The sequence below is a fragment of the Streptomyces sp. NPDC039423 genome (assembly GCF_055598725.1).
This window is the reverse complement of sequence record NZ_JBVKAH010000010.1, coordinates 58,797-83,968: the sequence shown is the minus strand read 5'-3', so window position 1 is coordinate 83,968 and position 25,172 is coordinate 58,797. Positions and strand designations below refer to the sequence as shown.

25 protein-coding genes, 2 tRNA genes and 1 other RNA gene are annotated in these 25,172 nt (G+C 73.1%); 10 read left to right on the top strand and 18 right to left on the bottom strand.

Going from position 1 to position 25,172, the window contains the following annotated elements:
* The first annotated feature begins 73 nt into the window (after positions 1 to 73).
* Together ACZ7LK_RS27375 and ACZ7LK_RS27370 are read left to right on the top strand one after the other, a co-directional pair.
* Complete coding sequence (locus ACZ7LK_RS27375; RefSeq protein ID WP_392276815.1) at positions 74 to 1,603, top strand: MFS transporter; 1,530 nt, start codon at positions 74 to 76, stop codon at positions 1,601 to 1,603.
* Between the two features lie 28 nt (positions 1,604 to 1,631).
* Positions 1,632 to 2,378 (top strand): TetR/AcrR family transcriptional regulator, encoded by a 747-nt coding sequence (locus ACZ7LK_RS27370; RefSeq protein WP_392276816.1) that lies wholly within the window; start codon positions 1,632 to 1,634, stop codon positions 2,376 to 2,378.
* A 12-nt stretch (positions 2,379 to 2,390) separates the two neighbouring features.
* On the opposite strand, the gene ACZ7LK_RS27365 is transcribed toward ACZ7LK_RS27370, so the two are convergent.
* The 3 genes from ACZ7LK_RS27365 to ACZ7LK_RS27355 form a co-directional block, all read right to left on the bottom strand.
* Positions 2,391 to 3,209 (bottom strand): YceI family protein, encoded by an 819-nt coding sequence (locus ACZ7LK_RS27365; RefSeq protein ID WP_469463515.1) that lies wholly within the window; start codon positions 3,207 to 3,209, stop codon positions 2,391 to 2,393.
* Between the two features lie 130 nt (positions 3,210 to 3,339).
* Positions 3,340 to 5,802, bottom strand: a complete 2,463-nt coding sequence (locus ACZ7LK_RS27360) for an MFS transporter (RefSeq protein WP_471143979.1) — start codon at positions 5,800 to 5,802, stop codon at positions 3,340 to 3,342.
* Positions 5,803 to 5,877: 75 nt separating this feature from the next.
* The gene (locus ACZ7LK_RS27355) at positions 5,878 to 6,342 is read right to left on the bottom strand and encodes a MarR family winged helix-turn-helix transcriptional regulator (RefSeq protein ID WP_471143907.1); all 465 of its coding nucleotides are present in this window, start codon (positions 6,340 to 6,342) and stop codon (positions 5,878 to 5,880) included.
* Between the two features lie 147 nt (positions 6,343 to 6,489).
* Between ACZ7LK_RS27355 and ACZ7LK_RS27350 the strand changes: the two genes are divergently transcribed.
* Positions 6,490 to 6,690 (top strand): hypothetical protein, encoded by a 201-nt coding sequence (locus ACZ7LK_RS27350; protein ID WP_392276820.1) that lies wholly within the window; start codon positions 6,490 to 6,492, stop codon positions 6,688 to 6,690.
* A gap of 199 nt (positions 6,691 to 6,889) precedes the next feature.
* Here the strand turns inward: ACZ7LK_RS27350 and ACZ7LK_RS27345 are convergent, their stop codons facing one another.
* The 9 genes from ACZ7LK_RS27345 to ACZ7LK_RS27305 all read right to left on the bottom strand — a co-directional run bounded on the left by ACZ7LK_RS27345 (position 6,890) and on the right by ACZ7LK_RS27305 (position 11,471).
* On the bottom strand, positions 6,890 to 7,027 hold the full coding sequence (locus tag ACZ7LK_RS27345; protein WP_471143905.1) for a hypothetical protein: 138 nt from the start codon (positions 7,025 to 7,027) through the stop codon (positions 6,890 to 6,892).
* 49 nt (positions 7,028 to 7,076) lie between these two features.
* The gene (locus ACZ7LK_RS27340; RefSeq protein WP_392276821.1) at positions 7,077 to 7,988 is read right to left on the bottom strand and encodes an RNA polymerase sigma factor SigF; all 912 of its coding nucleotides are present in this window, start codon (positions 7,986 to 7,988) and stop codon (positions 7,077 to 7,079) included.
* Positions 7,989 to 8,222: 234 nt separating this feature from the next.
* Complete coding sequence (locus ACZ7LK_RS27335; RefSeq protein WP_392276822.1) at positions 8,223 to 9,029, bottom strand: RNA polymerase sigma factor SigF; 807 nt, start codon at positions 9,027 to 9,029, stop codon at positions 8,223 to 8,225.
* A gap of 227 nt (positions 9,030 to 9,256) precedes the next feature.
* Entirely contained in the window at positions 9,257 to 9,550 is a 294-nt protein-coding gene (locus ACZ7LK_RS27330) for a Dabb family protein (protein WP_392276823.1), read from the bottom strand.
* An 8-nt stretch (positions 9,551 to 9,558) separates the two neighbouring features.
* Positions 9,559 to 9,723 carry a hypothetical protein gene (locus tag ACZ7LK_RS27325; protein ID WP_167536386.1) on the bottom strand — a complete coding sequence of 55 codons (165 nt, stop codon included), beginning with the start codon at positions 9,721 to 9,723 and terminating at the stop codon, positions 9,559 to 9,561.
* Between the two features lie 161 nt (positions 9,724 to 9,884).
* Positions 9,885 to 9,969: transfer RNA gene (locus ACZ7LK_RS27320), tRNA-Ser, on the bottom strand.
* A gap of 67 nt (positions 9,970 to 10,036) precedes the next feature.
* On the bottom strand, positions 10,037 to 10,516 hold the full coding sequence (gene tadA / locus ACZ7LK_RS27315) for a tRNA adenosine(34) deaminase TadA (RefSeq protein ID WP_471143977.1): 480 nt from the start codon (positions 10,514 to 10,516) through the stop codon (positions 10,037 to 10,039).
* Between the two features lie 14 nt (positions 10,517 to 10,530).
* Positions 10,531 to 11,061 (bottom strand): tRNA adenosine deaminase-associated protein, encoded by a 531-nt coding sequence (locus ACZ7LK_RS27310; protein ID WP_392276825.1) that lies wholly within the window; start codon positions 11,059 to 11,061, stop codon positions 10,531 to 10,533.
* Positions 11,062 to 11,267: 206 nt separating this feature from the next.
* Positions 11,268 to 11,471 (bottom strand): hypothetical protein, encoded by a 204-nt coding sequence (locus ACZ7LK_RS27305; protein ID WP_392276885.1) that lies wholly within the window; start codon positions 11,469 to 11,471, stop codon positions 11,268 to 11,270.
* Between the two features lie 84 nt (positions 11,472 to 11,555).
* On the opposite strand from ACZ7LK_RS27305, the gene upp reads away from it, so the two are divergent.
* Entirely contained in the window at positions 11,556 to 12,191 is a 636-nt protein-coding gene (gene upp / locus ACZ7LK_RS27300; RefSeq protein ID WP_392276826.1) for a uracil phosphoribosyltransferase, read from the top strand.
* Positions 12,192 to 12,219: 28 nt separating this feature from the next.
* Here upp and ACZ7LK_RS27295 read toward each other — a convergent pair whose 3' ends face one another.
* The 5 genes from ACZ7LK_RS27295 to ACZ7LK_RS27275 all read right to left on the bottom strand — a co-directional run bounded on the left by ACZ7LK_RS27295 (position 12,220) and on the right by ACZ7LK_RS27275 (position 16,315).
* Positions 12,220 to 12,849, bottom strand: coding sequence for a LytR C-terminal domain-containing protein (locus ACZ7LK_RS27295; protein ID WP_392276827.1), 630 nt, complete (start codon positions 12,847 to 12,849; stop codon positions 12,220 to 12,222).
* Between the two features lie 108 nt (positions 12,850 to 12,957).
* A complete protein-coding gene (locus tag ACZ7LK_RS27290) occupies positions 12,958 to 13,254 on the bottom strand; it encodes a type II toxin-antitoxin system VapB family antitoxin (RefSeq protein WP_003999914.1) in 297 nt (98 codons plus the stop codon).
* Positions 13,255 to 13,419: 165 nt separating this feature from the next.
* Positions 13,420 to 14,988, bottom strand: a complete 1,569-nt coding sequence (locus ACZ7LK_RS27285) for a M28 family metallopeptidase (protein ID WP_469463513.1) — start codon at positions 14,986 to 14,988, stop codon at positions 13,420 to 13,422.
* A gap of 114 nt (positions 14,989 to 15,102) precedes the next feature.
* The gene (locus tag ACZ7LK_RS27280) at positions 15,103 to 15,762 is read right to left on the bottom strand and encodes an HhH-GPD-type base excision DNA repair protein (RefSeq protein WP_392276829.1); all 660 of its coding nucleotides are present in this window, start codon (positions 15,760 to 15,762) and stop codon (positions 15,103 to 15,105) included.
* A gap of 127 nt (positions 15,763 to 15,889) precedes the next feature.
* The gene (locus tag ACZ7LK_RS27275) at positions 15,890 to 16,315 is read right to left on the bottom strand and encodes a YciI family protein (RefSeq protein ID WP_471143902.1); all 426 of its coding nucleotides are present in this window, start codon (positions 16,313 to 16,315) and stop codon (positions 15,890 to 15,892) included.
* Positions 16,316 to 16,533: 218 nt separating this feature from the next.
* Between ACZ7LK_RS27275 and ACZ7LK_RS27270 the strand changes: the two genes are divergently transcribed.
* Together ACZ7LK_RS27270 and ACZ7LK_RS27265 are read left to right on the top strand one after the other, a co-directional pair.
* Positions 16,534 to 17,874, top strand: a complete 1,341-nt coding sequence (locus ACZ7LK_RS27270; protein ID WP_471143900.1) for an LPXTG cell wall anchor domain-containing protein — start codon at positions 16,534 to 16,536, stop codon at positions 17,872 to 17,874.
* A gap of 240 nt (positions 17,875 to 18,114) precedes the next feature.
* On the top strand, positions 18,115 to 18,816 hold the full coding sequence (locus tag ACZ7LK_RS27265) for a DUF4232 domain-containing protein (RefSeq protein ID WP_471143898.1): 702 nt from the start codon (positions 18,115 to 18,117) through the stop codon (positions 18,814 to 18,816).
* Positions 18,817 to 19,006: 190 nt separating this feature from the next.
* On the opposite strand, the gene ACZ7LK_RS27260 is transcribed toward ACZ7LK_RS27265, so the two are convergent.
* A tRNA-Ser gene (locus tag ACZ7LK_RS27260) sits at positions 19,007 to 19,094 on the bottom strand.
* 108 nt (positions 19,095 to 19,202) lie between these two features.
* Between ACZ7LK_RS27260 and ffs the strand changes: the two genes are divergently transcribed.
* From ffs to ACZ7LK_RS27240, 4 genes are all read left to right on the top strand, one after another.
* Positions 19,203 to 19,301, top strand: an RNA gene (gene ffs / locus ACZ7LK_RS27255) — signal recognition particle sRNA small type.
* Positions 19,302 to 19,362: 61 nt separating this feature from the next.
* Positions 19,363 to 21,621 (top strand): DNA polymerase III subunit gamma and tau, encoded by a 2,259-nt coding sequence (locus ACZ7LK_RS27250; protein ID WP_392276833.1) that lies wholly within the window; start codon positions 19,363 to 19,365, stop codon positions 21,619 to 21,621.
* A gap of 61 nt (positions 21,622 to 21,682) precedes the next feature.
* Positions 21,683 to 22,933: a phosphoribosylamine--glycine ligase gene (gene purD, locus ACZ7LK_RS27245; protein ID WP_471143896.1), complete on the top strand. Its 1,251-nt coding sequence runs from the start codon at positions 21,683 to 21,685 to the stop codon at positions 22,931 to 22,933.
* Positions 22,934 to 23,185: 252 nt separating this feature from the next.
* Positions 23,186 to 25,045, top strand: a complete 1,860-nt coding sequence (locus ACZ7LK_RS27240; RefSeq protein WP_471143975.1) for a M48 family metalloprotease — start codon at positions 23,186 to 23,188, stop codon at positions 25,043 to 25,045.
* The last annotated feature ends 127 nt before the right edge of the window (positions 25,046 to 25,172 follow it).

Sequence of the window (25,172 nt, the reverse complement as noted above, 5' to 3'; positions counted from 1 at the left end):
GTTATACAGCGTAAGGGTGACCTTGTACGGTGTACGAGACCGAGTCCCGTACACCGTACAAGGAGCCTTCCGTATGACGGCGACCGCCGCCGGGAAACCCCCGACTCCCGCCCCCACACCCGGTGGTGGCCACCCGCAGCGCTGGCTGATCCTCGGCGTGATCTGCCTCGCCCAGCTCACCGTGCTGCTCGACAACACCGTCCTCAGCGTCGCGATCCCCTCCCTCACCAAGGAGCTCGACGCCTCCACCGCCGACATCCAGTGGATGATCAACGCCTACTCGCTGGTCCAGTCCGGACTGCTCCTGACCGCCGGCAACGCCGCCGACCGCTACGGCCGCAAGAGGATGCTGCTCTCGGGCCTCGCGCTGTTCGGCATCGGCTCGCTGGCCGCCGGACTCGCCCAGACCTCCGCCCAGTTGATCGCCGCCCGCGCGGGCATGGGCGTCGGCGGCGCGCTGCTGATGACCACGACCCTCGCGGTCGTCGTCCAGGTCTTCGACGACACCGAGCGCGTCAAGGCCATCGCCCTGTGGTCGACCGTCAGCTCGCTCGGCTTCGCGGCCGGACCGCTGCTCGGCGGGTTCGTGCTCGACCACTTCTGGTGGGGCGCGATCTTCCTGATCAACATCCCCGTCGCCGGCATCGGACTGGGCGCCGTCGCCGCCCTCGTACCGGAGTCCAGGCACAAGCAGGGCGACCGGCCCGACCTCGTCGGCGCCGTGCTGTCCACCCTCGGCATGACGGCGGTCGTGTTCGCGATCATCTCCGGTCCCGACCACGGCTGGACGTCCGGCCGGGTACTGCTCTCCGCCGCGCTCGGCGTGGTCGTCCTCGCCCTCTTCGCGCTGTGGGAGCTGCGCGTCCCGCACCCCATGCTGGACATGCACTTCTTCCGCGACCAGCGGTTCGTGGGCGCGGTCGCGGGCGCCGTCCTGGTCGCCTTCGGCATGACCGGCTCGCTGTTCCTGCTCACCCAGCACCTCCAGTTCGTCCTGGGGTACGGGCCGCTCGACGCGGGCCTGCGCACCGCGCCGCTCGCCCTCACCGTCGTCGTACTGAACCTCGCCGGCGTCGGCGCGCGGCTGCTGCCCCGGCTCGGCACGCCGGCGACCATCGCCACCGGCATGGCCCTGGTCGCCGCCGGGCTCGCCGCGATCGCCGTCCTCGGCGGGGAGCACGGGTACGGCGGCATGCTGCTCGGGCTGGTCGTCATGGGCGCGGGTGTGGCTCTGTCCATGCCCGCCATGGCCAACGCCATCATGAGCGCGATCCCGCCGGAGAAGGCGGGCGTGGGCGCCGGGATCAACGGCACGCTCGCGGAGTTCGGCAACGGGCTGGGCGTCGCCGTCCTGGGCGCGGTGCTCAACGCCCGGTTCGCCGCGCTCGTCGCCGTCCCGGCCGCGTCCCTGCCCGCCGCGCTCGCGGCGGCCGGCGGGCCGGCCGAGAAGGCCCGTATCGCCGACGCGTTCGCCACCGGGCTGGAGACCAGCCAGCTTGTCGGCGCGGCGGCGGTCCTGGCGGGCGGTCTCCTGGCGGCCGTGCTCCTGCGGCGGGCCGAGCGCGCCGGAGCCGCCCCCTCCGAAGTCGCGTCCGGGACATAGCATCGGGCCAGGAACGAGGAGGAGAGCCATGGTGTCGGCGCGACGGACGAGCGTGTGGCTGGAGGGCAGGCCGTCCCGGGCCCGGAAGGCCGACCAGCCGTCCGGGCTCGACCGGGAGAAGATCACCGAGGTGGCGGTCCGGCTGCTGGACGCCGAGGGCCTCGGCAAGTTCTCGATGCGCAAACTCGCGGCCGAGCTGAACGTGACGGCGATGTCGGTCTACTGGTACGTCGACACCAAGGACGACCTCCTGGAGCTGGCGCTCGACCGGGTGGTCGGCGAGCTGACCCTCCCCGCCTCCGGGCCCGGGGCGGACTGGCGCGAGCGGCTCCGGGAGCTGGCCGGCTCCTACCGGGCGCTGTTCGTCGCCCACCCCTGGGCGTCCTCGCTGGTCGGCCGCTTCCTCAACATGGGGCCCCACTCGATGGAGTTCGCGCGCACGGCCCAGCAGGTGATCGCCGACACCGGGCTGCCGCTGGGGCTCCAGACCGGCGCGCTGGCCTCGGTGTTCCAGTTCGTCTACGGCTTCGGCACCGTGGAGGGGCAGTTCCGCGTGCGGTGCGAGGAGGCCGGGACGACCCAGGACGAGTACTTCCGGGACGCCATGGGGTCCGTACGCGAACAGCCCGCCTACAGCGAGCACTTCGCGCAGGCCGAGCGGATGATGGAGGCCCGTGGCGGGGACACCGTGGCGGAGATGCGCGACCGGGACTTCCGGTTCGCGCTGGACCTCCAGATCGCGGGCATCGAGGCCATGGTGGCCAGGGGCGCCTGAGGGCGCTCCCGCTCAGCCCTGGGGCAGCGCGTCCCCCTGCACGGCCTGGATGTCCAGCTCCACCCGCAGGGTGGTGCCGATCGCCGAGATCCCCGCCTGGACCACCTGGTTGTAGTTCATGGCGAAGTCCTCCCGGCGCAGCTCGGCGGTCGCCCGGAAGGCGGCCCGCACCCCGCCCCACGGGTCGGGGCCCGTGCCCAGGTACGTGAGGTCCAGGTCGACGTCCCGGACCACGCCGTGCAGGGTCAGCGCGCCGTGCACGGTCCAGCGGTCCGGGCCGGCGGGGCTGATGCCGCGGCCGCGGTAGGTGATCTCAGGGTGGGCCTCGACGTCCAGGAAGTCGGGCGACTTCAGGTGCTTGTCCCGCAGCGCGTTGCCCGTGTCGATGGACGCGGCCGAGATCACGGCGTCCACGCGCGAGGCGGTGAGGTCCGTGGCGATCTCGATCCGCCCGCCGAAGTCCGTGAAGCGGCCGTGCACGCTGGAGATGCCCAGGTGCTGCGCGACCGCGCCGACGGTCGAGTGCGCCGGGTCGAGCGTCCAGGCACCCGGCGGCGGGAGCTCGACGCCGCCCGCCCGGGCCAGGACGACGGTGCCGACCTCGGCCCGGCCGCTCGCCGTCACCAGCGCGGTGGACGCCGCCGGGGCGTAGCCGACCGCCGTCACGATCACCGTGTACGGGCCGGGGGCCAGGGGCGCGTCGGCGACCACCGCCCCCTCCGTGTCCGCCTCGGCCCGCAGCACCTGCCCGCCGGTGGTGTCGGTGACCGTCACCACGGCGTGCTGGACGGCCCAGCCGTCCCGCGTCCGTACCTGTGCGCGAAGTCCCATTCCCGTTTTCTCTCCTCGTACCGCGGCACCGGAGCGCCGAAAAAAGAAGGGGGCGGCAGGCCGTCCCCTGCCTGCCGCCCCACCCGGCCGCGCCTCCGCTCGACGTGCGGCCGGGGGTCTCGTGTCCCGGCTACGCGCCGGGGTGGGCCAGCTCGACGTCGTGGTCGTCGGCCCCGTGGCCGGCCACCGTCAGGGCGGCGGCCACCGGCGGGTAGCCGGTCGCGATGACCGTGTACTCGCCCGTGTCGAGGTCGGCGAACGCGTACGCGCCGTCCTCGCCGGTGGTCGCCGTCGCCACCACGTTCCCGGCCGCGTCGACGAGCGTCACCCGCGCGTCCGCCAGCGGCCGGCGGGCCGCCCCGGCGCGCACCGTGCCGCGCAGCCGCGCGCCGGACCGGAGCAGGGCCTCCACCCGGGTCACGCCCTGGCCGCCGATCTCGACCGGCAGGGCGAGCGGCCGGTGGCCCTCGGCGGTGACCGCGACGGTCACCGTGCCCGGCACCAGCTCCGCGAAGGCGAAGGTGCCGTCCTGGGTGGACGCACCGGTGGCGAGGACGTCCCCGCGCACGTCCGTCACGATCACCATCGCGCCCTCGACGGGCTCCCCGCTGTCGGCGGCCCTCACGGCACCGACGAGTCCGCTCGTACCCGACAGCAGGACGTCGTAGGCCAGGGCCTCCCCGTCCACCACGACGGTGGACGCCTGCGGCTGGAAGCCGTCGGCCGAGGCGATCAGGACGTACGAACCGGGTCCGGGCGCGTCCAGCGCGTAGGCGCCGTCGGCCTGGGCGACCGAGCGGCCGAGCTGCCGTCCGCCGAGGGAGATCAGCGTGACCGCGGCGCGGGCGACGGGCGTGCCCTCGGCGGTGCGGACGGTGCCGTGGACGGGCGTGCCGTTCCCGGCGGGGGCCGCGGCGGGTCGGACCTCCGGCGCGCCGGCCGTGTCCGGTGCGAGGGCCGTGTCCGGCGCCAGGGCCGCGGAGGCGGCCGTGGCGGTGGCGCGCCGCGCGGCGGTTTCCACCGGGGCGCCAGGGGTGCCCGTGGTTCCCGTCGTTCCCGGGGCCGCCGTGGCGTCCGTGCCGGGCTCGGGCTTCGCGTGGCTCTTCAACGCGACCTCCTTGATGAACAGCGTCACGAGGAAGGCGATCAGGGCGAAGGGGGCGGAGTAGAGGAAGACGTCCGCCACACCGTGCCCGTACGCCGTCTCCATGACCGTGCGGAGCGGGGCGGGCAGCGCGTCCAGGTCGGGGATGCCCCCGCCGGCCGTACCGCCGTGGCCCAGTGCCGCGCCCTTCGGGCCCAGGTCGGCGAGGCCGTCCTGGACGTAGTGGGTGACCCGGTTGGCCATGACCGCGCCCAGCGCCGAGACGCCGATGGCACCGCCGAGGGACCGGAAGAAGGTGACCACGGACGAGGCGGCGCCGAGGTCCGAGGGGTCGACCTGGTTCTGGGTGCAGAGCACCAGGTTCTGCATCATCATGCCCAGGCCCAGGCCCAGGACGGCCATGAAGACCGCGATGTGCCAGTACTCCGTGTCGTACCGGATGGTGCCCAGCAGACCGAGGCCCGCCGTCACCAGCACACCGCCGCTGACCAGCCACGCCTTCCAGCGGCCCGTCTTGGTGATGACCTGGCCGCTGACCGTGGAGGACAGGAACAGACCACCGATCATCGGGATCGTCATGACGCCGGACATCGTCGGCGACTTGTCCCGGGCGAGCTGGAAGTACTGGCTGAAGAAGACCGTGCCGGCGAACATCGCGACACCGACGAAGAGCGAGGCCAGCGAGGCCAGCGTGATCGTGCGGTTGCGGAACAGCCGCAGCGGGATGATCGGCTCGCTCGCCCGCGACTCGACGAGCAGGAACAGCGCACCGAGGACGATCGAGCCGCCCACCATGGTGTACGTCTGCCACGACAGCCAGTCGTACTTGTCACCGGCGAAGGTCACCCACACCAGCAGCAGCGAGACCGCGGCGCTGATGAAGAAGGCGCCGGACCAGTCGACCTTGACCTGGCGCTTGACCACCGGGAGCTTGAGGGTCTTCTGGAGCACGATCAGCGCGATGACGGCGAAGGGGACGCCGACGTAGAAGCACCAGCGCCAGCCGAGCCAGTCGGTGTCGGTGATGACGCCGCCGAGCAGCGGGCCGCCGACGGTGGCGACGGCGAAGGTGGCGCCGAGGTAGCCGCTGTAGCGGCCGCGCTCGCGCGGGGAGATCATCGCGGCCATCACGATCTGCGCGAGGGCGGACAGACCGCCGACGCCGATGCCCTGGACGACGCGGCAGGCGATGAGCATGCCGGAGTTCTGGGACAGGCCGGCGACGACCGAGCCCAGGACGTAGATGACCAGGGAGATCTGGACCAGCAGCTTCTTGGAGAAGAGGTCCGACAGCTTGCCCCACAGCGGGGTGGTAGCCGTCATCGCGAGCAGCGAGGCGGTCACGACCCAGGTGTAGGCGCTCTGGCCGCCGCCGAGGTCGGAGATGATCTCGGGGAGGGCGTTGGAGACGATCGTCGACGACAGGATGGCGACGAACATCCCGAGCAGCAGCCCGGAGAGCGCCTCCATGATCTGTCGGTGCGTCATCGGCGCGCCATCGTCACGGGTCTTGGCGTGGCCGCCCCGCACACCGGCCGGTGTGGTCGTAGCCATGGACTTCCTTTACGTCGTTGATGCGGGTGTACGGGTGGGGTGCGCCCGGCAGTCTCCGAAGGAGTCCCGGAGGCGGGCGAGCAGCGCGGTCAGCCGTCCGACGTCGTCGTCGGACCAGTCCTTGAGGGTGCGGGCGAACATGTCCGTGGTACGGCGCCCGAGGTCGTCGAGCATGTCCTGGCCCGAGGGGGTGAGCCGCAGGATGCGGGAGCGCCGGTCGTCCGGGTCGGGCAGCCGCTCGATCCAGCCCCGGTCCACCACGTGCGCCACATGGCGGCTGGTGACCGACGTGTCGACGGCGAGCAGCTCGGCGAGCCGGCTCATCCGCATGTCCCCGTGGTGGGCGAGGAGGGACAGCACCGCCGCCGATCCGCCCGGGCACTCGGCGGGCAGGGCCCGCGTGAGTCCGCGCTTCACGGCGCCGATGGCGCTGAGCTGCCGGGCCAGTTCTTCGTACTGACTCCGCTCGGCCATGGCACCCCCACGCATCTTGTTGCTTAGGGCAACCATAGAAGCTGTTGGTTGCTACAGGCAAACTAAAAAGGGGCGAAGGTGCCTAAAGTCCTGGCAAAGGAAGGCGGAGGTTGGGTGGCAGGGTGAGGTTCGCTAGGGTCCTGCTCCATGGCACACAACCCCCAGGGCCCCGACGGCAACTACGACCCGGCGGGCAGCACGCAGATGTTCCGCGCCTTCGTCGACGAGGGCACCCCGCGGCAGCCGCAGCAGGTCGCCGCCCAGTCCGGCTCGCGGGTCGGCCTGATCGCGGGCATCATCGCGGCCGTCGTCATCGTCGCCGCGGTCGCCTGGCTCGCGCTGGGCTGATCTGCTTTTCCGAAGGCTCGGTTCGCCTCCGGGGCGCCTTCAGTCGGCACCGACGGTCGATCGTGCTCGGCCCTCTTTTTCAGGCTCGGTTCGCCTCCGGGGCGCCTTCAGCCGGCACCGACGGTCGATCGTGCTCGGTTCCTCGTTCCTCGGAACCTCCGCGCGTTCTCCCTTTTGGCACCGCCGGCGCCCCTTCGGCTCACTCGCCCTTGATCCCAGGCGGCGGTGACGCGGCGGGGCGCGGGTGGTGGCGGGCCGGGCACGTCGAGGGCCGGAGGGCGGCCGGCGCCCCGCGCAGGCGGAGCGCCACCGCCACCCGGCCGTACCGGCGCGTCATCGCGCCAGTGTGGCTGACGGCCCGTCAGTCATGAAGTCCGCGACCGGGCTCAGTCCGAGATGAGTCCTTCGCGGAGCTGCGCGAGCGTACGGGTCAGCAGCCGCGAGACGTGCATCTGGGAGATGCCGACCTCCTCGCCGATCTGCGACTGCGTCATGTTGGCGAAGAACCGCAGCATGATGATCTGCCGTTCGCGGGGCGGGAGTTTGGCCAGCAGCGGCTTGAGGGACTCCCGGTACTCCACGCCCTCCAGGGCGCTGTCCTCGTACCCGAGCCGGTCGGCCAGGGAGCCCTCGCCGCCGTCGTCCTCGGGGGAGGGCGAGTCGAGCGAGGACGCCGTGTAGGCGTTGCCGACCGCGAGGCCGTCGACCACGTCGTCCTCGGACACGCCCAGCACGGCGGCGAGTTCGGGGACGGTCGGCGACCGGTCGAGCTTCTGTGCCAGCTCGTCGCTCGCCTTGGTCAGGGCCAGCCGCAGCTCCTGGAGCCGGCGCGGCACGCGCACCGACCACGAGGTGTCGCGGAAGAACCGCTTGATCTCACCGACGACCGTCGGCATCGCGAACGTCGGGAACTCCACGCCCCGTTCGCAGTCGAACCGGTCGATCGCCTTGATCAGCCCGATGGTGCCGACCTGGACGATGTCCTCCATCGGCTCGTTGCGCGAGCGGAAGCGGGCCGCCGCGTACCGCACGAGGGGCAGGTTGAGCTCGATGAGCGTGTCGCGCACGTAGGTGCGCTCCGGGCCTTCCACGCCTTCGGCGTCCAGGGCCGCGAGCCGCAGGAACAGGGAGCGGGACAGCGTGCGGGTGTCGAGGGGCTCCGAGGTGGTGTCGGGAGCCGTAGCGGGTCCGCTCTGCGCGGGTACGGGCACGGGCGCCGGGACGGACTCCGGCGCGGGCACGGACTCCGGCACGGGCGTGAGCGTGAGCACCTTCGAGCTGCCCTGTTCTGCGGACATGCCACCCCCTTGAGGTCGCGGACGGTCGCGTGGGCCGCGACCATCGGAGGAACGCAGCCTCCACCTGAATACCGGAGCCGAGACTGCGGCAAACGCGGTTCCAGCAGAATGTCACATGTCGGCAACACGCTGTAGTGACTTGTCGACAAGAATGCGGCAAGTATGCGCTGGAAACAGGGGGTGTGGGGCCTTTTGGCCACCCGTTAAGGGGCTGAACGGGTCTACCTGATCAGGTTACGCGTCGATTCGATTTGCGGATCTGAGCCGGGCGAAACTGCGGGCCAGGAGTCTTGACACGTGCATCTGGGAGACGCCCAGCTCCTGGCTGATCTGGGACTGCGTCAGGTTGCTGTAGTAGCGCAGCATCAGGATCCGCTGCTCCCGCTCGGGGAGTTGGACGAGGAGGTGCCGCACCAGGTCCCGGTGCTCGACGCCGGCCAGTGCCGGGTCCTCGTAGCCGAGCCGGTCCAGCAGCCCCGGCATGCCGTCGCCCTCCTGGGCGGCCTCCAGGGACGTCGCGTGGTACGACCGGCCCGCCTCGATGCAGGAGAGCACCTCGTCCTCGGAGATCTTCAGCCGCTCGGCGATCTCGGCGGTCGTGGGCGACCGTCCGTGGGCCGTCGTCAGATCCTCGGTCGCGCCGTTGACCTGCACCCACAGTTCGTGCAGCCGGCGCGGTACGTGGACGGTGCGGACGTTGTCGCGGAAGTACCGCTTGATCTCGCCGACCACGGTGGGCATCGCGAACGTCGGGAACTGCACGCCGCGGTCCGGGTCGAAGCGGTCGATCGCGTTGATCAGGCCGATCGTGCCGACCTGGACCACGTCCTCCATCGGCTCGTTGCGGGAGCGGAAGCGGGCGGCCGCGTACCGCACCAGGGGCAGGTTCGCCTCGATGAGGGCCCCGCGCACCCGGTTGTGCTCCGGGGTGCCCGGCTCCAGCGTTTTGAGCTGGCCGAACAGCACCTGGGTGAGGGCTCGGGTGTCGGCGGCCCGCCCCTGTGCCGCGGTGCGGGCCTCCGGCTCGTTCTGGGGCGGCACCTGTTGAGGCGTCGTACTGGCCGGCACGTTCACGCCACCCCTTCGCGGTCGATCTCGCGGTCAATTACGTCAACTCATCCGTCAAAAGCGGTCATAGCATCACAAGACATGTGCACTGTGTGCAAGCACCTGATAACGTCGTGTTGTCGGCGTACGGGTAGCGAAAAGCCCCGCACCGGCGGGGTGCGGGGCTCGCGTCAGGGACCGGCCGGAGGCGGCGGGCGGGGTCAGAACTCGTAGTCGGCGATCACCCATGTGGCGAACTCTCGCCACTGACCGGCGGCGGCCTGGTGGGCCGGGTGCTCGATGTACCGCTTCAGGGCGTCCTTGTCCGCGACCGCCGAGTTGATGGCGTAGTCGTAGGCGATGTCCCGGTCGGTGATGTTCCAGGCGCACTCCCAGAACTCCAGCTCCGGGACGATCCCGCCGAGCTCCTCGAACGCCCTCACGGCCGCGGTGACGCGCGGCTCGTCGCGCCGCACTCCGTCGTTGAGCTTGAAGAGGACCAGGTGGCGGATCACGGGGACTCCTAGTTGACGAGTTCGGTCATGAAGTCGCCGACGCCCTGCGCGGCGCTCGAAATGCCCTCGAACCCTACCTGCACCAGGTCGGCCGCCCGGGCGGGGGAGTTGATGATCGTGTACAGCACGAAGACGACGACCACGTACAGCGTGATCTTCTTGGCCTGCACCATCGACCCGGCTCCCCGTCTCTCCCCTGTGATCCCCTCGGCGGTCGGGTGAGTCTAACCGAGCCTCCCAGGTCCAAGGCCCCGCCCGCCGGGGCCTCTTGCCGGCCGCGGGCGGCAACGCGAAGGGCCCCGACGCCGATGCGCCGGGGCCCTTCACACAAGAGCGGTAGCGGAGGGATTTGAACCCTCGGTGACTTGCGCCACACTCGCTTTCGAGGCGAGCTCCTTCGGCCGCTCGGACACGCTACCGAGAGAGAGCTTAGCCCAAAGGTGCCGCTTCACAGAAATCCATGGTCGACACGGATCCGCGGCCGCCTCAGCGGTCCCGGAAGAAGCGGGTGAGGAGCGCCGCGCACTCCTCCGCCAGCACCCCCTGCACCACCTCGGGCCGGTGGTTGAGCCGCCGGTCCCGTACGAGATCCCACAGCGAACCGACCGCTCCCGCCTTCTCGTCCAGGGCCCCGAACACCAGCCGGTCCACCCGGGACTGCACCAGGGCGCCCGCGCACATCACGCACGGCTCCAGCGTGACGACCAGCGTGCAGCCGGTCAGCCGCCACTCACCGTACGCCGCGGCGGCCCGGCGCAGCGCCAGCACCTCGGCGTGCGCGGTCGGATCGCCCGTCACCTCGCGTTCGTTGTGGCCGGTGGCGAGGACCGTGCCGTCCGGGGACAGCACGACCGCGCCGACCGGTACGTCACCGGCCCGCGCGGCACGCCCGGCCTCCTCCAGCGCGCGCCCCATCGGCGCGCGCCAGGGGTCCCGGACGGGATCGGTCGTGGTGGGCGGGAACATCGGGGCCGGGCGCACTAGCGGACGGCCTCCAGCACCTCCGCGGCGCCCAGCGCGTCCGCGATCTCGGACAGGGCGTCGGTGTCGAGGCCCAGCAGTTCCTTCTCGGACAGGCCGAGGTCGGCCAGGATCAGCCGGTCGCCGACCGGCTCCGCGGGCACGGCCTCGGCCGCCACCGCCGATTCCTCCTCGTCGTCGTCCTCGACCGGCTCTCCGTCCTCGGTGCCGTCGAGGTCCAGCGCGTCCAGGTCGGGGCCGTCGTCGTCCTGGTCGTCGCCCAGCAGTTCCTTGGTGAGGATCTCCCCGTAGGAGGAGCGGGCGGCGGCCGCTCCGTCGGACACGTAGATACGAGGGTCGTCCTCACCCTCCACGCGGACGATGCCGAACCATGCGTCCTCCTGCTCGATGAAGACGATCACCGTGTCGTCGTCCACCGAGGCATCACGGGCCAGCTCGGTCAGATCCGACAAGGTCTCCACATCGTCGAGCTCTGTGTCGCTCGCTTCCCACCCGTCTTCGGTGCGCGCGAGCAGTGCGGCGAAGTACACCGTGACTCTCCCACTGATCAGAGGTGTGACGATCGGGCGGCACGCTCCTTCGATGCCCCGCCCACTCGGCATCGTGGCAGATCCGGGGCCCTCAGGAGAGGTGTTCCGCTCTTGCGTCGTGCACCAGTCTGAGTCCGATGCCCGGTCCGTGTCACCAGCGAATCACCGGCGACCGCCCACGGAACGGGCCCGAGGTCCCGGGCGGATCACCAGCGGAACGTACGCATCCGCATCTGCTGGCGCATCCTCGCGGCCCGGGCCCGGCGCGGCTGGACGCGGTCGCGCAGCGCCTTGGCCTCGTTCAGTTCCCGCAGGAACTGGGCCCGGCGCCGCCGGCGCTCGGCGTCGGCCTCCTGACGGTCCGGCGCCCGGCCGTCCTGCTTCCGCTCCGGCTCTTGCGGGTCCGGCATCACGACCACCCCCAGGCTGGGTCCGTCCACCCCACCTTCCCTCCGCGGCGGGGGTTGATGCCAGTGCGGGCTACTGTTGAGGGCATGCGGATCCACGTCGTCGACCACCCGCTGGTGGCGCACAAACTCACCACGCTGCGCGACAGGCGCACCGACTCCCCGACCTTCCGGCGGCTCGCCGACGAGCTGGTCACCCTGCTCGCGTACGAGGCCACCCGGGACGTGCGCACCGAGCAGGTCGACATCGAGACCCCGGTGACCCGGACGACCGGTGTGAAGCTGACGAGCCCCAAGCCCCTGGTGGTGCCGATCCTGCGGGCCGGGCTGGGCATGCTCGACGGCATGGTGCGGCTGCTGCCGACCGCCGAGGTGGGCTTCCTGGGCATGATCCGCAACGAGGAGACGCTGGAGGCCTCCACGTACGCCACCCGTATGCCGGAGGACCTCTCCGGGCGCCAGGTGTACGTACTGGACCCGATGCTCGCCACGGGCGGCACGCTGGTCGCGGCGATCCAGGAGCTGATCAAGCGCGGCGCGGACGACGTCACGGCGGTCGTGCTGCTGGCGGCGCCCGAGGGCGTCGAGGTCATGGAGCGCGAGCTGGCGGGCACGCCGGTCACCGTCGTCACGGCCTCGGTCGACGAGCGCCTCAACGAGCACGGCTACATCGTCCCGGGCCTCGGCGACGCGGGCGACCGGATGTACGGGACGGCCGACTAGGACACGGCCTGCCGGGCGGCGGTACCGCTCAGCACTTTCCGGAGGGCGCGGGTGCGGGCCTGGCCAGGGCGGTCAGGGCCGCGGTCGCGTCCTTCGGCGGTGTGAGGGCCTTGAAGGCCGTGCCGATGACGAGGTCCACGTCCGCCGTCGCGCGGGTGTCCACCTTGACCGCGGCCCCCTTGAGCTGCGTACGGAGGACGGGGAAGGCGTTGTCGCGGGCGCCGGTGGCACCCAGCAGCATCCCGGGGCCCGGCACCTTCTTGTCGTACGCGGCGGGGGCGTTGCCCACCTTGCCGATGGCGAAGCCCCGCTTCCTCAGCTCGTCGGCGGTCGTCTTGGCCAGGCCCGCGCGGGGCGTCGCGTTGTAGACGTTGACCGTGATCTGCGCCGGTTTGAGCGGTACGTGGACCGGGGTGACGGCGTTCTTGCGGGGCTTGCAGCCGGGCCCGGCGGTGGTGCGGGCGCGGCCGTCGGCACCCCGTCCCCCGAAGACGTCGATGAGCTGCAGGGTTCCCCAGCCGGCCAGGCCGAGGGCGACCACTGCGGCGAGGGCCGCGACCACGATCCGGCGACGGCGTCGGGGGCGGCGCATGCGGGGGTAGGCATCACCCGTGATGCGGTATTTTCCGCCCATACCGGGGGGAGTGAGCATGCTCATGGGCGCAGCGTAATGCCGCCCGGGGACTATGCCTACTAAACGATCAGCCCATGGGGGCCGGACGGGTGGGAATGGGCCCGAAAGGCTGACAGCGCCGGGTGCGGCGGCTCAGTCCAGTTCGAGCACGCGGGCGTGCAGCACCTGGCGCTGCTGGAGGGCCGCGCGCACGGCGCGGTGCAGTCCGTCCTCGAGGTAGAGATCGCCCTGCCACTTCACGACGTGCGCGAAGAGGTCGCCGTAGAACGTCGAGTCCTCGGCGAGGAGCGTCTCCAGGTCCAGCTGGCCCTTGGTGGTCACGAGCTGATCGAGGCGGACCGGGCGCGGCGCGACATCCGCCCACTGCCGGGTGCTTTCCCGGCCGTGGTCGGGATACGGCCGCCCGTTACCGATGCGCTTGAAGATCACACGGAAAGCCTACCGGGCGAGCGGCTCCCGGCGCAGCCACGCGACGCCGGTGCGATGCGAATGAAATGTGAGCGAACCGGGACGGGCGGGGGCCGGGAGGCGGGAAGGGCGAACGCCGGAGCGGCGCGCCGCGGACGTGACCCGTGGCGCGCCGCCCGGAAGGTGTTACTCGGTCACGTCGTGATCGTGACCGTCGTGCAGGCCGCCGCCGCTGCCCGCGTCGCCGTCCGTGGGGACGGTGACGACCGGCTTGCGCAGCGAGCTGAGGTCGTGGGCGTAGGTGCCCACGGCGTTGGCGATGACGTCGACGTTGACGTCGAACGCCGTCATGTCGATGTTCTTCAGGTCGTCGCACTTGGCGTGGTAGCACGCGTCGTACGCGACGCCCGCCGTGCCGCCGAACTTCTCGGCCTGCTTGGCCGTCTTCAGGCCCTCGGCGCCGGTGAAGGTGCCGCCGGACGGGATGCCGACCTCGATGAACGGGCCGTAGTCGGAGCGCCCGGTGAAGTCGGTGCCCTCGTGCGGCCGGCCCTGCTTGTCCATGAACGCGTTGATGTCCCGCTCGATCTGCGCGGACCCGGCCGGGCCGGCGGGCGAGCCGACGCCGTCGGAGTTGTCCCCGTCGTACACGAACAAGCCGTAGTTCGGCGAGGCGATCATGTCGAAGTTCAGGTAGAGCTTGATCTCCTTGCGGTCCAGGTCGCTGAGGTTCGCGACGTAGTGCTCGGAGCCGAGCAGGCCGTTCTCCTCGGCGGACCACCAGGCGAAGCGCACCTTGTTGGCGGGCTTCTCCTTGGACTTGGCGAGCTCCAGGGCGACCTCGAGCAGACCGGCCGAGCCGGAGCCGTTGTCGTTGATGCCGGGGCCGGCGGTCACCGAGTCGAGGTGTGAGCCGAGCATCACGGTGTTGGCGGCATTGCCGCGGGCGGTCTCCGCGATGACGTTGTTGGTGGACCGCTTCTCCTGGAGCTGGCGGATCTCGAAGCTGACCTCGACCGGGCCCTTGGCCAGGTCGGCGGCGAGCTTCTCGCCGTCGGCCTGGGAGACACCGCCGGTCGGGATCTTGCCGGCGGCCGGGTCGCCCAGGGTGCCGCCGAGCGCGCCCGGGACGTTGTTGTAGATGATGGCGCCGGTCGCGCCCGCCGCGGCGGCCTGGGCCTGCTTGTCGGCGAAGGTGCAGCCGCCGCGCTTGATCAGGGCGATCTTGCCGGTGAAGGTGCCGGACGCGTAGTCGGCGGCCTCGCAGCCGGGCGTCGTGTCCTCCGCGGGGGCCGGGACGGCGGCGAGGCCTGCCTTGATGCCGCCGACGGGGGTCGACTTGGTGTACGTCATCGCCCCGATGGTGATGTCACGCGGCGCCGGTGAGACGACCGAGAGCTTCTCCGCCTGGGTCTGGGTGTAGATGAAGTCGAACTTCTGGTACGAGACCTGGTAACCGGCCTTTTTGAGCTGCTGGTACACGTACGCCGCCGAGGCGTCGTGTCCGAGCGAGCCGGCCGCCCGGTGGCCGCCGGCGGAGTCGGCTATCTGCTGGAACTTCTCCAGGTGCTTGTAGGCGTCCTTGGCGGACGCCTCCCGGACCAGCTTCTTGGAAAGTTTCGCGGCGTCCTTGGCCGCCGCCTTACCGGGGTCGTGCCGGTCGGCGGAGGCGGGGGACGCGGAAGCCAGCAGGAGCGGGGTCGCGAGTGCGGCTGCGGCCAGGGTGGCCGCGGCTCTGCGATGGGATGCGTTCACAGAGGTCCTTCCCGGTGCGAACGAGGTTGAAGGGAAGCTAGCGATCTCCCAGGCTCCTGTGAACAGATGTGCCTCAACTCACGTGATTTTCCGTACGTTTGGCCACGGAACGTGTCACTCCGCCGCCGAAGGTCCCGTGTTCCGGGCCGATTTGGCTCCCTTGGTGCCACCGGTGTCCGTCGAGGCCCCGGCCTTCCCGGCGGCCTTGGCGGCGCGCTTGGCCTCCTGCTTGTACGCGCGGACCCGGGCGAGCGACTCCGGCCCGGTGATGTCGGCGGCCGAGCGGTACGCGCCCTCCTCGCCGTACGCGCCCGCCGCCTCCCGCCAGCCCTCCGGCCGCACGCCGTACTGCTTGCCCAGCAGGGCCAGGAAGATCTGCGCCTTCTGCTTGCCGAACCCGGGCAGCGCGAGGAGCCGGGCGAGCAGCTCCCCACCGGTGGCGGCGTCCGACCAGACGGCGCTCGCGTCACCGCCGTACTCGTCCACGAGGTACTGGCAGAGCTGCTGCACCCGCTTGGCCATCGAGCCCGGGTAGCGGTGCACGGCGGGCTTCTCGGACAGCAGGGCGGCGAAGGCCTCGGGGTCCCGCGCCGCGATCGCGTGTGCGTCCAGGTCGTCGGAGCCCATGCGCCGGGCGATCGTGTACGGGCCGGAGAACGCCCACTCCATGGGGACCTGCTGGTCCAGCAGCATCCCCACGAGTGCGGCGAGCGGACTGCGGCCCAGCAGTTCGTCGGCCTCGGGTTGCTGGGCGAGGTGGATCGTGGTCGTCATGTGTCGATGATCGCGCCGGTGGGGGCGGGCCGCACGACGGGCACCGGGGCGGGGCGGCTCCCGTCGGCCGCGCACGGCCGGGTGCCCGGGACGGGGGCGGTGCCGCCGCCGCCCCGCCGGGTCCGCCTCACCCGGCGAGCAGTTCCTCCTCCCCGCCCTCCATGACCGGGCGGATGACGACCGGGTGGTCGGGGGCGCCGGCCGGCTGCGGGGACCGGGCGATGCGGGTGGCGATCTCGGTGACCCGCTCCAGGCTCGCGCAGTCGAGCACCCAGTACCCGGCCATCAGCACGTCGGCCGGCCCGTACGGGTCGTCCGTGATCACCGGCCGGCCGTCCTCGTCCAGGCCGACCAGCCGGGTCAGGCGCGGTGCGGCGAGGCCCTGGGCGTCGAGGAGCTCACCGGTCCGGGCGAGCTCGTCGTTCAGGCCCTGCATGAAGGCGAACATCGCCCGGATGTCCTCCTCGTTCCAGGCCGGGCCGCCGGCGGAGGCCCCGCCGCCCATCGCGTCGTAGTCGGCCTGGGTGCCCTGCACCATCACCAGGTACTTCATGCTGCGGCTCCTCGTCCTCGGGGCTCGGCCCCCTCACCTCTGACGCTCATGAGCCTCACAAGAACCCGCGCGGAGCGCCGGGCGAGTGCGCCCGTTGGCGGTGTCCGTCGCCCTCCCGGCAGCGGGGGCACGGCCGTTCGGGCGAAATCGCTCCTCCGTCCACCGCCCCGGTCATACGATCATCGTCGGATTCCCGACCTTCCGACCAAAGGGCTCCTGTGAAGATCCGCCGTATCCTCGCGACGGCCGCCGTCGCCGCCGTGACCGCCCCCGCCGCACTGCTCTGCGCCCCGCCCGCGTTCGCGGAGACGGCTCCGGCGGCGCCGCCGGCCCAGGAACCGCCCCTCGGCCGGCCGGTCGCGGACAAGGCCGCCGGGGCCGCCACGGCCGACCGGGGCGCCGCAGCGGTCAAGGCCGCCAAGGCCGCCACGCCCTCCCTCGCGGAGCTGGAGAAGGCGGCCGCCGCGGCACAGAAGGCGTACGACGCCGCCGTCGCCGCCGAGGAGGCCGCCGCCCGGGCGCTCGCCGACGCGCTGTCGGAGACCGCTCCGCTCGCCTTGGCCGCCGGCAAGGCGGCCGAGGAGGCCGCCACGGCCGCCACCGACCAGCGGGCCGCCGACGCGGAACTGGCCGCGGCCCGGGCCGCCCTCGCCGCGCTGCCGGAGACCGCCACGCAGGCGGAAAGGGCCCGGGCGGAGAAGGACGTCGCCGACGCGGTCACCGCCGCCGAGGCCGCCGCCACCGCCCGGGACGCCGCCGACGCCGCGGCGCGGAAGGCAGGCAAGGACCGGGACGACGCCCGGGTGGCCGCCGCCCGGCGCGTCCACCTGGCGCGGGAGGAGAAGGCGAAGGCCCTCACCGCCAATGAGGCCGCCGACAAGGCGCTCGCCGACGCCAGGAAGGAGGCCGAGGCGGGCGCCTGCGTCCCCGAGGACCGGCTCACGGTCACCGCCACCGGACTCCCCGCGAAGGTCACCGCCGGGACGACGGTCGACTTCACCGTCCGCGTCACCAACGGCACCGGCCGGACCCTGGACGAGGTCTGGCCGTACGTGGAGGTCGAGGCCGCAGACGACCTGCTCGACGTCGAGTGGTCCACGGCCGGCTCCCCGGACTGGCAGGACGTGGACGCCGACCACTACGCGGGCGCGGTCGAGACGCTGGCGGCCGGCGCCCACGCCGACGTCCGGCTGCGCATGAAGGTCGGCGCCAAGACCCCGGCCGGCGCCGGAGTCGCCTCCATCGCCGCGGACTACCTCAACGACGACCGGTCGTGCGGCGGGACGCCCGAGTACCACGAGTACCCCTTCGACGTCGTCGCCGCGGCCCCCCGGCCCGGCGCCACCGCCACCCCGGCGGTCACCCCCGCCCCGCGGGCGCAGGGTGCGGTCTCCACGGTGCCCGTCACCACGGGAACCGTCACCACCGCCGGCACCCTCGCCGCCACCGGCTCCTCCTCCGCCATGCCGAAGGTCGCCCTCGCCGGCGCGGCCGCCGTGCTCCTGGGCGGCGGCGCGGTACTGGCCGTACGCCGCCGCGCGACCGACGCGGTCGACTGACCACCCGCCCGCGGGCCGCACCGGACCCACCGGTTCCGGCCCGTCGGGCCCGTCCCCGGCGACCGCTGATGCGGTCCGGCCCTCTGAGCCGGCGCCGGAGCGGTTCCACCACCCCGTCCCGGATGTGTCACCGCGGTGTCACGACGGCGGGGTCCGGGCAACCGCCGCGCGGTTCCGCCTGTGTACCTGGGGGAGTGCGGGCGCTGGACCGGCACGGTAACCACATCCTTGGGGGGCTTCATGCGGTACAGGAACGGCATCGGCAGAGGGGCGGCGGCGTTGGCCCTCGTCTCGGCGGCCACCCTGCTGGCGGCGGCATGCCAGCCGGCCGGCGAGGAGACGGTTTCCGCCACGCCGTCCGTGACCGGGAAGCCCTCGGGTGCGCCCGGCCCCGTCGCCTCCGAGGGCGGCGGGACGAGCGTGCCGCCGGCCGACCCTGCGGGAGGTTCCTCGTCCGGGGGCTCCGGCGGCAGCGATGCCGGTTCCGGTGGTGCGGCCCCCACCTGTGCCGACAAGGACCTCAAGGGGGAGACGCAGCAGGCGTCGACCTACCCGCCCGGCACGGGGACGGGAGCCGTGGTGGTCGGGTTCACCAACACCTCCGGCCGTCCCTGCACCGTCCAGGGATTCCCCACGGTGGCCGCCGCGGGAATGACGCGGCCGGACATGAACCGGCCGCTGGCGGTGACGCGAACTGGCTCCGCCTCGACGGTGCGTCTGGCACCCGGTGGCAAGGCATGGGTGAAGCTCACCTTCGTCCAGGTCCAGGGCGAGGCCGACGGCTACTGCGAGTCCGGCGCCGAGCCGGCCTCCTACCCCTCGTTGATCGTCGGCCTGCCCGGATCGGGCAAGCACCAGGTCCAGATGGACGACGCCCGGGCGATCGTGATGTGCGACGACAAGGCGACCGTCACCTCGGTGTCCGAGTCCAAGCCGTCCTGAGTCAGGCCGTTCGTCCCGGTGGGCCGGCGGCACGTCGCCGGCCCGGCGCTCTCGGCGCGCACGGCGCCCCGCGATACGCAGCCCCCGGGATGACCGCTGTGGACGAAGACCCGGACAACGAGGGCTGAGACACGTCGAAGGGCCCCACCGCGAACGGTGGGGCCCTTCGACATCGTGCCCGGTGAGGCACTGGCGGAGGATACGAGATTCGAACTCGTGAGGGGTTGCCCCCAACACGCTTTCCAAGCGTGCGCCCTAGGCCTCTAGGCGAATCCTCCGCCGCAAACAATACAAGACGTTGAGGAGTGCTCGCGAACCCTCTTCCCCGGCCGCCTCCCGAGGTGACCCGGGGTGCCCCCGGGCCGTCGTGGATCAGGTAGTCTGGGCGCAGCCCCTCACGTGGCGCTATCTGACTGAACTCCCCCAGGGCCGGAAGGCAGCAAGGGTAGGTCGGCTCTGGCGGGTGCGTGGGGGGCGCTTGCGTTGCCGGGGGAGCGGTCCGGTGGGCCGGGTCGATTGTCGGTGGGGCCCGATATCGTCGTAAGGGTGTCGTCCCTTGCGCTGTACCGCCGCTATCGTCCCGAGTCCTTCGCCGAGGTCATCGGGCAGGAGCATGTCACCGACCCGTTGCAGCAGGCCCTGCGGAACAACCGGGTCAATCACGCGTACCTGTTCAGCGGGCCGCGCGGATGCGGCAAGACGACCAGCGCGCGCATCCTCGCCCGCTGTCTGAACTGTGAGCAAGGTCCCACGCCGACGCCCTGCGGCGAGTGCCAGTCCTGCCAGGACCTGGCCAGGAACGGGCCGGGGTCGATCGACGTCATCGAGATCGACGCCGCATCGCACGGAGGCGTGGACGACGCCCGTGACCTGCGGGAGAAGGCCTTCTTCGGCCCGGCGAGCAGCCGGTACAAGATCTACATCATCGACGAGGCCCACATGGTCACCTCGGCGGGCTTCAACGCCCTGCTGAAGGTGGTCGAGGAGCCGCCGGAGCACCTGAAGTTCATCTTCGCCACGACCGAGCCCGAGAAGGTCATCGGGACCATCCGGTCGCGCACGCACCACTACCCGTTCCGGCTGGTGCCGCCCGGCACGCTGCGGGAGTACCTGGGCGAGGTGTGCGGCAAGGAGCGGATCCCCGTCGAGGACGGGGTGCTGCCGCTGGTCGTGCGCGCCGGCGCGGGCTCGGTGCGTGACTCGATGTCCGTCATGGACCAGTTGCTGGCCGGTGCCGCCGAGGACGGTGTGACGTACGCCATGGCGACGGCCCTCCTCGGTTACACGGACGGCTCGCTGCTCGACTCGGTGGTGGACGCCTTCGCCGCCGGGGACGGGGCCGCCGCGTTCGAGGTCGTCGACCGGGTCGTCGAGGGCGGTAACGACCCGCGGCGGTTCGTGGCCGACCTGCTGGAGCGGCTGCGCGACCTGGTGATCCTGGCCGCGGTGCCGGACGCCGCGGAGAAGGGCCTCATCGACGCTCCCGCCGACGTGGTCGAGCGGATGGCGGCCCAGGCGTCCGTCTTCGGCGCCGCCGAGCTCAGCCGGGCGGCCGACATCGTGAACACCGGGCTCACCGAGATGCGCGGTGCCACCTCGCCGCGGCTCCAGCTTGAGCTGATCTGCGCGCGGGTGCTGCTGCCCGCCGCCTTCACCGACGAGCGGTCGCTGCTGGCCCGGCTGGACCGGCTGGAGCGCGGCTCGGCGGTCCGTGGCGCCGCCTTCCAGGCGACGGGCCCCGGCCCCGCCATGGGGTACGTCCCCGGGCCCGAGGCCCACGACCAGGTGGCGCCGGCCGTCCCGGGCGGGGGACCCGCGGCGGCCCGTGCGGCGGTACGGGGACCGGGCGAGGCCCCGGCTCCGGGACCCGTGCCCGCGCCCGCCACCCCGCCCGTGACCGGCGCGCCGGCCGCCGCGGCGCCGCCCGCACTCGCGCCCGAAGCCCCCGCGCCGGCTCCCGCGGCCGGGCCGGAGCCGGGCCCCGCGCCCGCCGCCCCGCCCGCCGCGTCCCGGCCCGGAGCCTGGCCCTCCGCCGCCGCGCCCGGGTCCCAGGAGTCCGGCGGCCGGCCGGGCGCCTGGCCCACCGCGTCCGCCACCCCCGCCGCCCGGCCCGAGCCTCCGGCGCCCGCGCCCGGCCCCGCGGCCGCCGCGCCGGCGCCCGCCGCCCCGCCCGCAGGCGGTCCCGGGATGGCGCAGGGCGCCGCCCAGGTGCGGAACATGTGGCCGGACATCCTGGAGGCGGTCAAGAACCGCCGCCGCTTCACCTGGATCCTGCTCAGCCAGAACGCCCAGGTGGCCGGCTTCGACGGCACCACCCTCCAGCTCGGCTTCCTCAACGCCGGGGCCCGCGACAACTTCGCGAGCAGCGGCAGCGAGGACGTCCTCAAGCAGGCGCTCGCCGAGCAGTTCAACGTCCAGTGGAAGATCGAGGCCATCGTCGACCCGTCGGGCGGCTCCGCGCCCCCGCCCGCCCCGGGCGGCGGAAGCGGCGGATACGGCGGCGGTGGGTACGGCGGTGGCGGCGGCTACGGCGGCCGCCCCCAGGCGCCCGCGCCCGCGCCGCAGGCCGCCCCCGGGCCCGTACCGCGGGCGCCGGAGGCCTCGGCGCCCCGGCCCCCCGCCCAGGCCCCCGGCGGGAGCGCGCCGGAACCCCCGCGGACCCCGCCCGCCCGCCCGCCGGTCAGACCCGAGGACGACATGCCGGAGGACGACGACCCCGACCTCGTCGACTCGGCGCTCTCCGGCCACGAGCTGATCGTGCGCGAGCTCGGGGCGACGGTGGTGGAGGAATATACGAACGAGTAGCGGGGCCCTCCTCGGTGGCCCGCACAAAGACCGCGCCGCCCCGCGGGCTACCCTGGCTGGCGTGAAGGTCCTCGTCATCGGCGGCGGCGCCCGCGAACACGCCCTGTGCCGCTCTCTCTCCCTCGATCCCGACGTCACCGCTCTGCACTGCGCGCCCGGCAACGCCGGAATCGCGGAGGTCGCCGAGCTGCACCCGGTCGACGCCCTCGACGGGGCGGCCGTGGCCCGCCTCGCCACCGACCTGGAGGCCGGCCTCGTGGTGGTCGGCCCGGAGGCCCCGCTCGTCGCGGGTGTCGCCGACGCCGTACGGGCCGCCGGCATCCCGTGCTTCGGCCCCTCGAAGGAGGCCGCGCGGCTGGAGGGCTCCAAGGCGTTCGCCAAGGACGTGATGGCCGCCGCCGGCGTCCCCACCGCCCGCTCGTACGTCTGCACCACCCACGAGGAGATCGACGGGGCGCTCGACGCCTTCGGTGCCCCGTACGTGGTCAAGGACGACGGCCTCGCGGCCGGCAAGGGCGTCGTCGTCACCGAGGACGTCGAGCAGGCCCGCGCCCACGCGCGCTCCTGCGACCGGGTGGTCATCGAGGAGTACCTGGACGGCCCCGAGGTCTCCCTCTTCGCGATCACCGACGGCACCACCGTGCTGCCGCTCACCCCCGCCCAGGACTTCAAGCGCGCCCTCGACGGCGACGAGGGCCCCAACACCGGCGGCATGGGCGCCTACTCGCCCCTCCCCTGGGCCGACCCCAAGCTGGTCGACGAGGTCATGGCGAGCGTCCTCCAGCCGACCGTGGACGAGCTGCGCCGCCGCGGCACGCCCTTCCAGGGCCTGCTGTACGCGGGCCTCGCGATCACCTCGCGCGGCGTGCGGGTCATCGAGTTCAACGCCCGCTTCGGCGACCCCGAGACCCAGGTGGTCCTCGCCCGCCTCCGGACGCCGCTCGCCCAGGTGCTGCTGCACGCCGCCAACGGCACCCTCGACAGCGAGCCGCCGCTGACCTGGCGCGACGAGGCCGCCGTCACCGTGGTCGTCGCCTCGCACAACTACCCCGGCACGCCCCGCACCGGTGACCCGATCGAGGGCCTGGACGAGGTCGCCGCCGAGGACGCCCCGCACGCGTACGTCCTGCACGCCGGGACCCGGCGGGACGGCGACGCGATCGTCAGCGCCGGTGGCCGCGTGCTGTCGGTCACCGCGACCGGCAAGGACCTCGCGGAAGCCCGCGAGCGGGCGTACGCGGCGGTCGGACGCATCCGGCTCGACGGCTCGCAGCACCGGACGGACATCGCGCGCAAGGCGGCGGGGGAGTGAACCGCCCCGGACGCTGAACCGTCTGCACCTTTGCCCAAAGCCATTCCATCGAGTGAGGGCTGGCCCATCCGGATGACGCCTGCCGGTGCCCCAACTAGGGTGCCGCGCAAGCGTTCCGGCACTTGGCCCACCGGCATTGCGATGTCAGTGGCGGGTGCCACAGTGGGGGAGTGACCAACACCGCGAGGCAGTCCGCCGCAGGGCAGAAGGGGGTGACGTACGGCCGTGTCCGATTCCGGTGCTCGTTTCGGGATGGGTGAGGAGCTCGGCGCCCGGGCCGCGCGCGTCCGCGCCCTGGCGGTGCTGCGGATCCGCAGCCGGGCGCTCGCCGTGGCGCTGCTGCCCGCGGCCCTCGCCGTCGTGCTGCTGGCCGGCGGTGCCACGGGCCGTATGACCGGCGCCGGCTGGGACGCCGCGCGCTGGGCGGTGTCGGTGCTCGCCGTGCTCGTGCTGGTGGCCGCGGTGGCGGTCGGCGCCCTGATCGCGCGGGCCAGACCGGCACTCACACCGACGGTGGAGATCCCCCGCGAGTCGGCCCCCGACCTGTACCGGCTGGTGCAGGACCTGGCCGGGCGGCTGGACGTGCCGGCGCCGTCCGGGATAGCGCTCACCCCGGACTGCGACAGCTGGCTGGAGGACCGCACCCACCCGGCGCACGGCCGGGCGGGCATACCGGGCGTCCACCGTTCCGGCACCCCTCCCGTCCTGGTCATAGGGTCGCCGTTCCTGTGGTGGATGCGGGTCGCCGAGCTGCGGGCGGTGCTGGCCCCCGTCGTGGCCGGCACCGGGCCGTCCGCCCACCCCGACATAGCGGCGGCCCGCCGCTTCGTCCGGGGCCTGGACGCGGCGGTCGCGGTGGCGGACCGGCCGGGGCTCGATCCGGTACGGCGCCTGGGCGCCCGCTGCACCGGCGGGGTGGTGCGGGTGCTGCTGCGCGGCTGCCGGGTGCACGCCGCCGAGATGGAGCGGGGCGTGGCGGCGGCCGCCTCGGAGCGCGCGCAGGCGGTGGACTACGGCCTGCGGATCGCCGCCCAGGAGCAGGTCGGCCTGGCGTACGCGGGCTGGGACCGGCTGCTGACCCGGGTGGCGCTGCCCGCCTGGCGCATGGGCCGGTGGCCCTCCCGGCTGGACGCGGGCGTCGTCTCGGCCCTGACCGAGCTGTCGCGGCGCGACCGGCTGGCGGAGGGCTTCGCCTCCCGGCTGGGCGAGCGCCCGGCCTGTGACCTGCTGGAGGAGCCGGGCCTGGTGGACGAGGCCACCTCGCTGCTCGCCGCCCGCCTCTTCCACGGCGGGCCCCCGCAGGCGGGCCCGGACTGGGCCCCGGTGGACTGGCAGCAGTATCCGGACGAGGTCGTCGACCGCAAGTGGCGTACGGAGGCGGCCCGTCTGCACCGGGTCCTCGACCGTCTAGGGGTCGACCGGGACGCGGAGGCGACGCTGACCCGGGTGATGGACCACCTCGCCGCGGGCCCGGCCGGCGAGACGCTCGCCGCCGCGATCACCGCCGAGATGTCCCGCGAGGCCGTCACCGGACCCGCCACCCCGAGCACCGCCCCGGCCCCCGGCGCCGTGACCGCCGGCCCCGCACCCACGGACGCCGCCCCGGCCGCCGAAGCCCCGCCCACCCCCGGCACCGAAGCCGCCGACACCCCCCACGCCCCGGCCCCCGACGCCCCGGCCGCCGACACCCCCCACGCCCCGGCCCCCGACGCCCCGGAGCCCGCCACGGACGCCCCCGACGCCCCGGACGCCCCGGACGATCCGGACGGCCCCGCGCCGGCCCCGATCTCCGTCCCCGGCGACCTGGACCACGCCGCGTGGGGCCCGGGCGGGGACGCGCTGCCGCTGTTCCCGTTGCAGCCGCCCCGCAGCGGGCGTGAGCTGCTGGCCGACCACGTCACGGCCATGGTGTGCTGCTCCGCCGTGGACACCGCCGGTGCCGCACCCGGCCTGGACTGGCTCGACGGACCGACGCTCCTCGTCGGCGGCAAGCGCCATCCCGACCTCTCCGCCCGGGTCCTGAGCCTCATAGAGGAGGCCGATCCGGAGCCGCTGCGTTCCTGGCTGGCGACCGTCGGGGTCCGTCCCGAGAAGCCCGTCCGTCTCGTCTGACCGCCGGACGACCGGCGCACCCGAAGCGGAATGCCACCCTCCGTTCTTGCCGATTAACGACGAACGGTGACGGAGTGCGTGCGGTATGTGATGTGCTGGAGACCGGCACTGACAGTCGCGGGGGAGT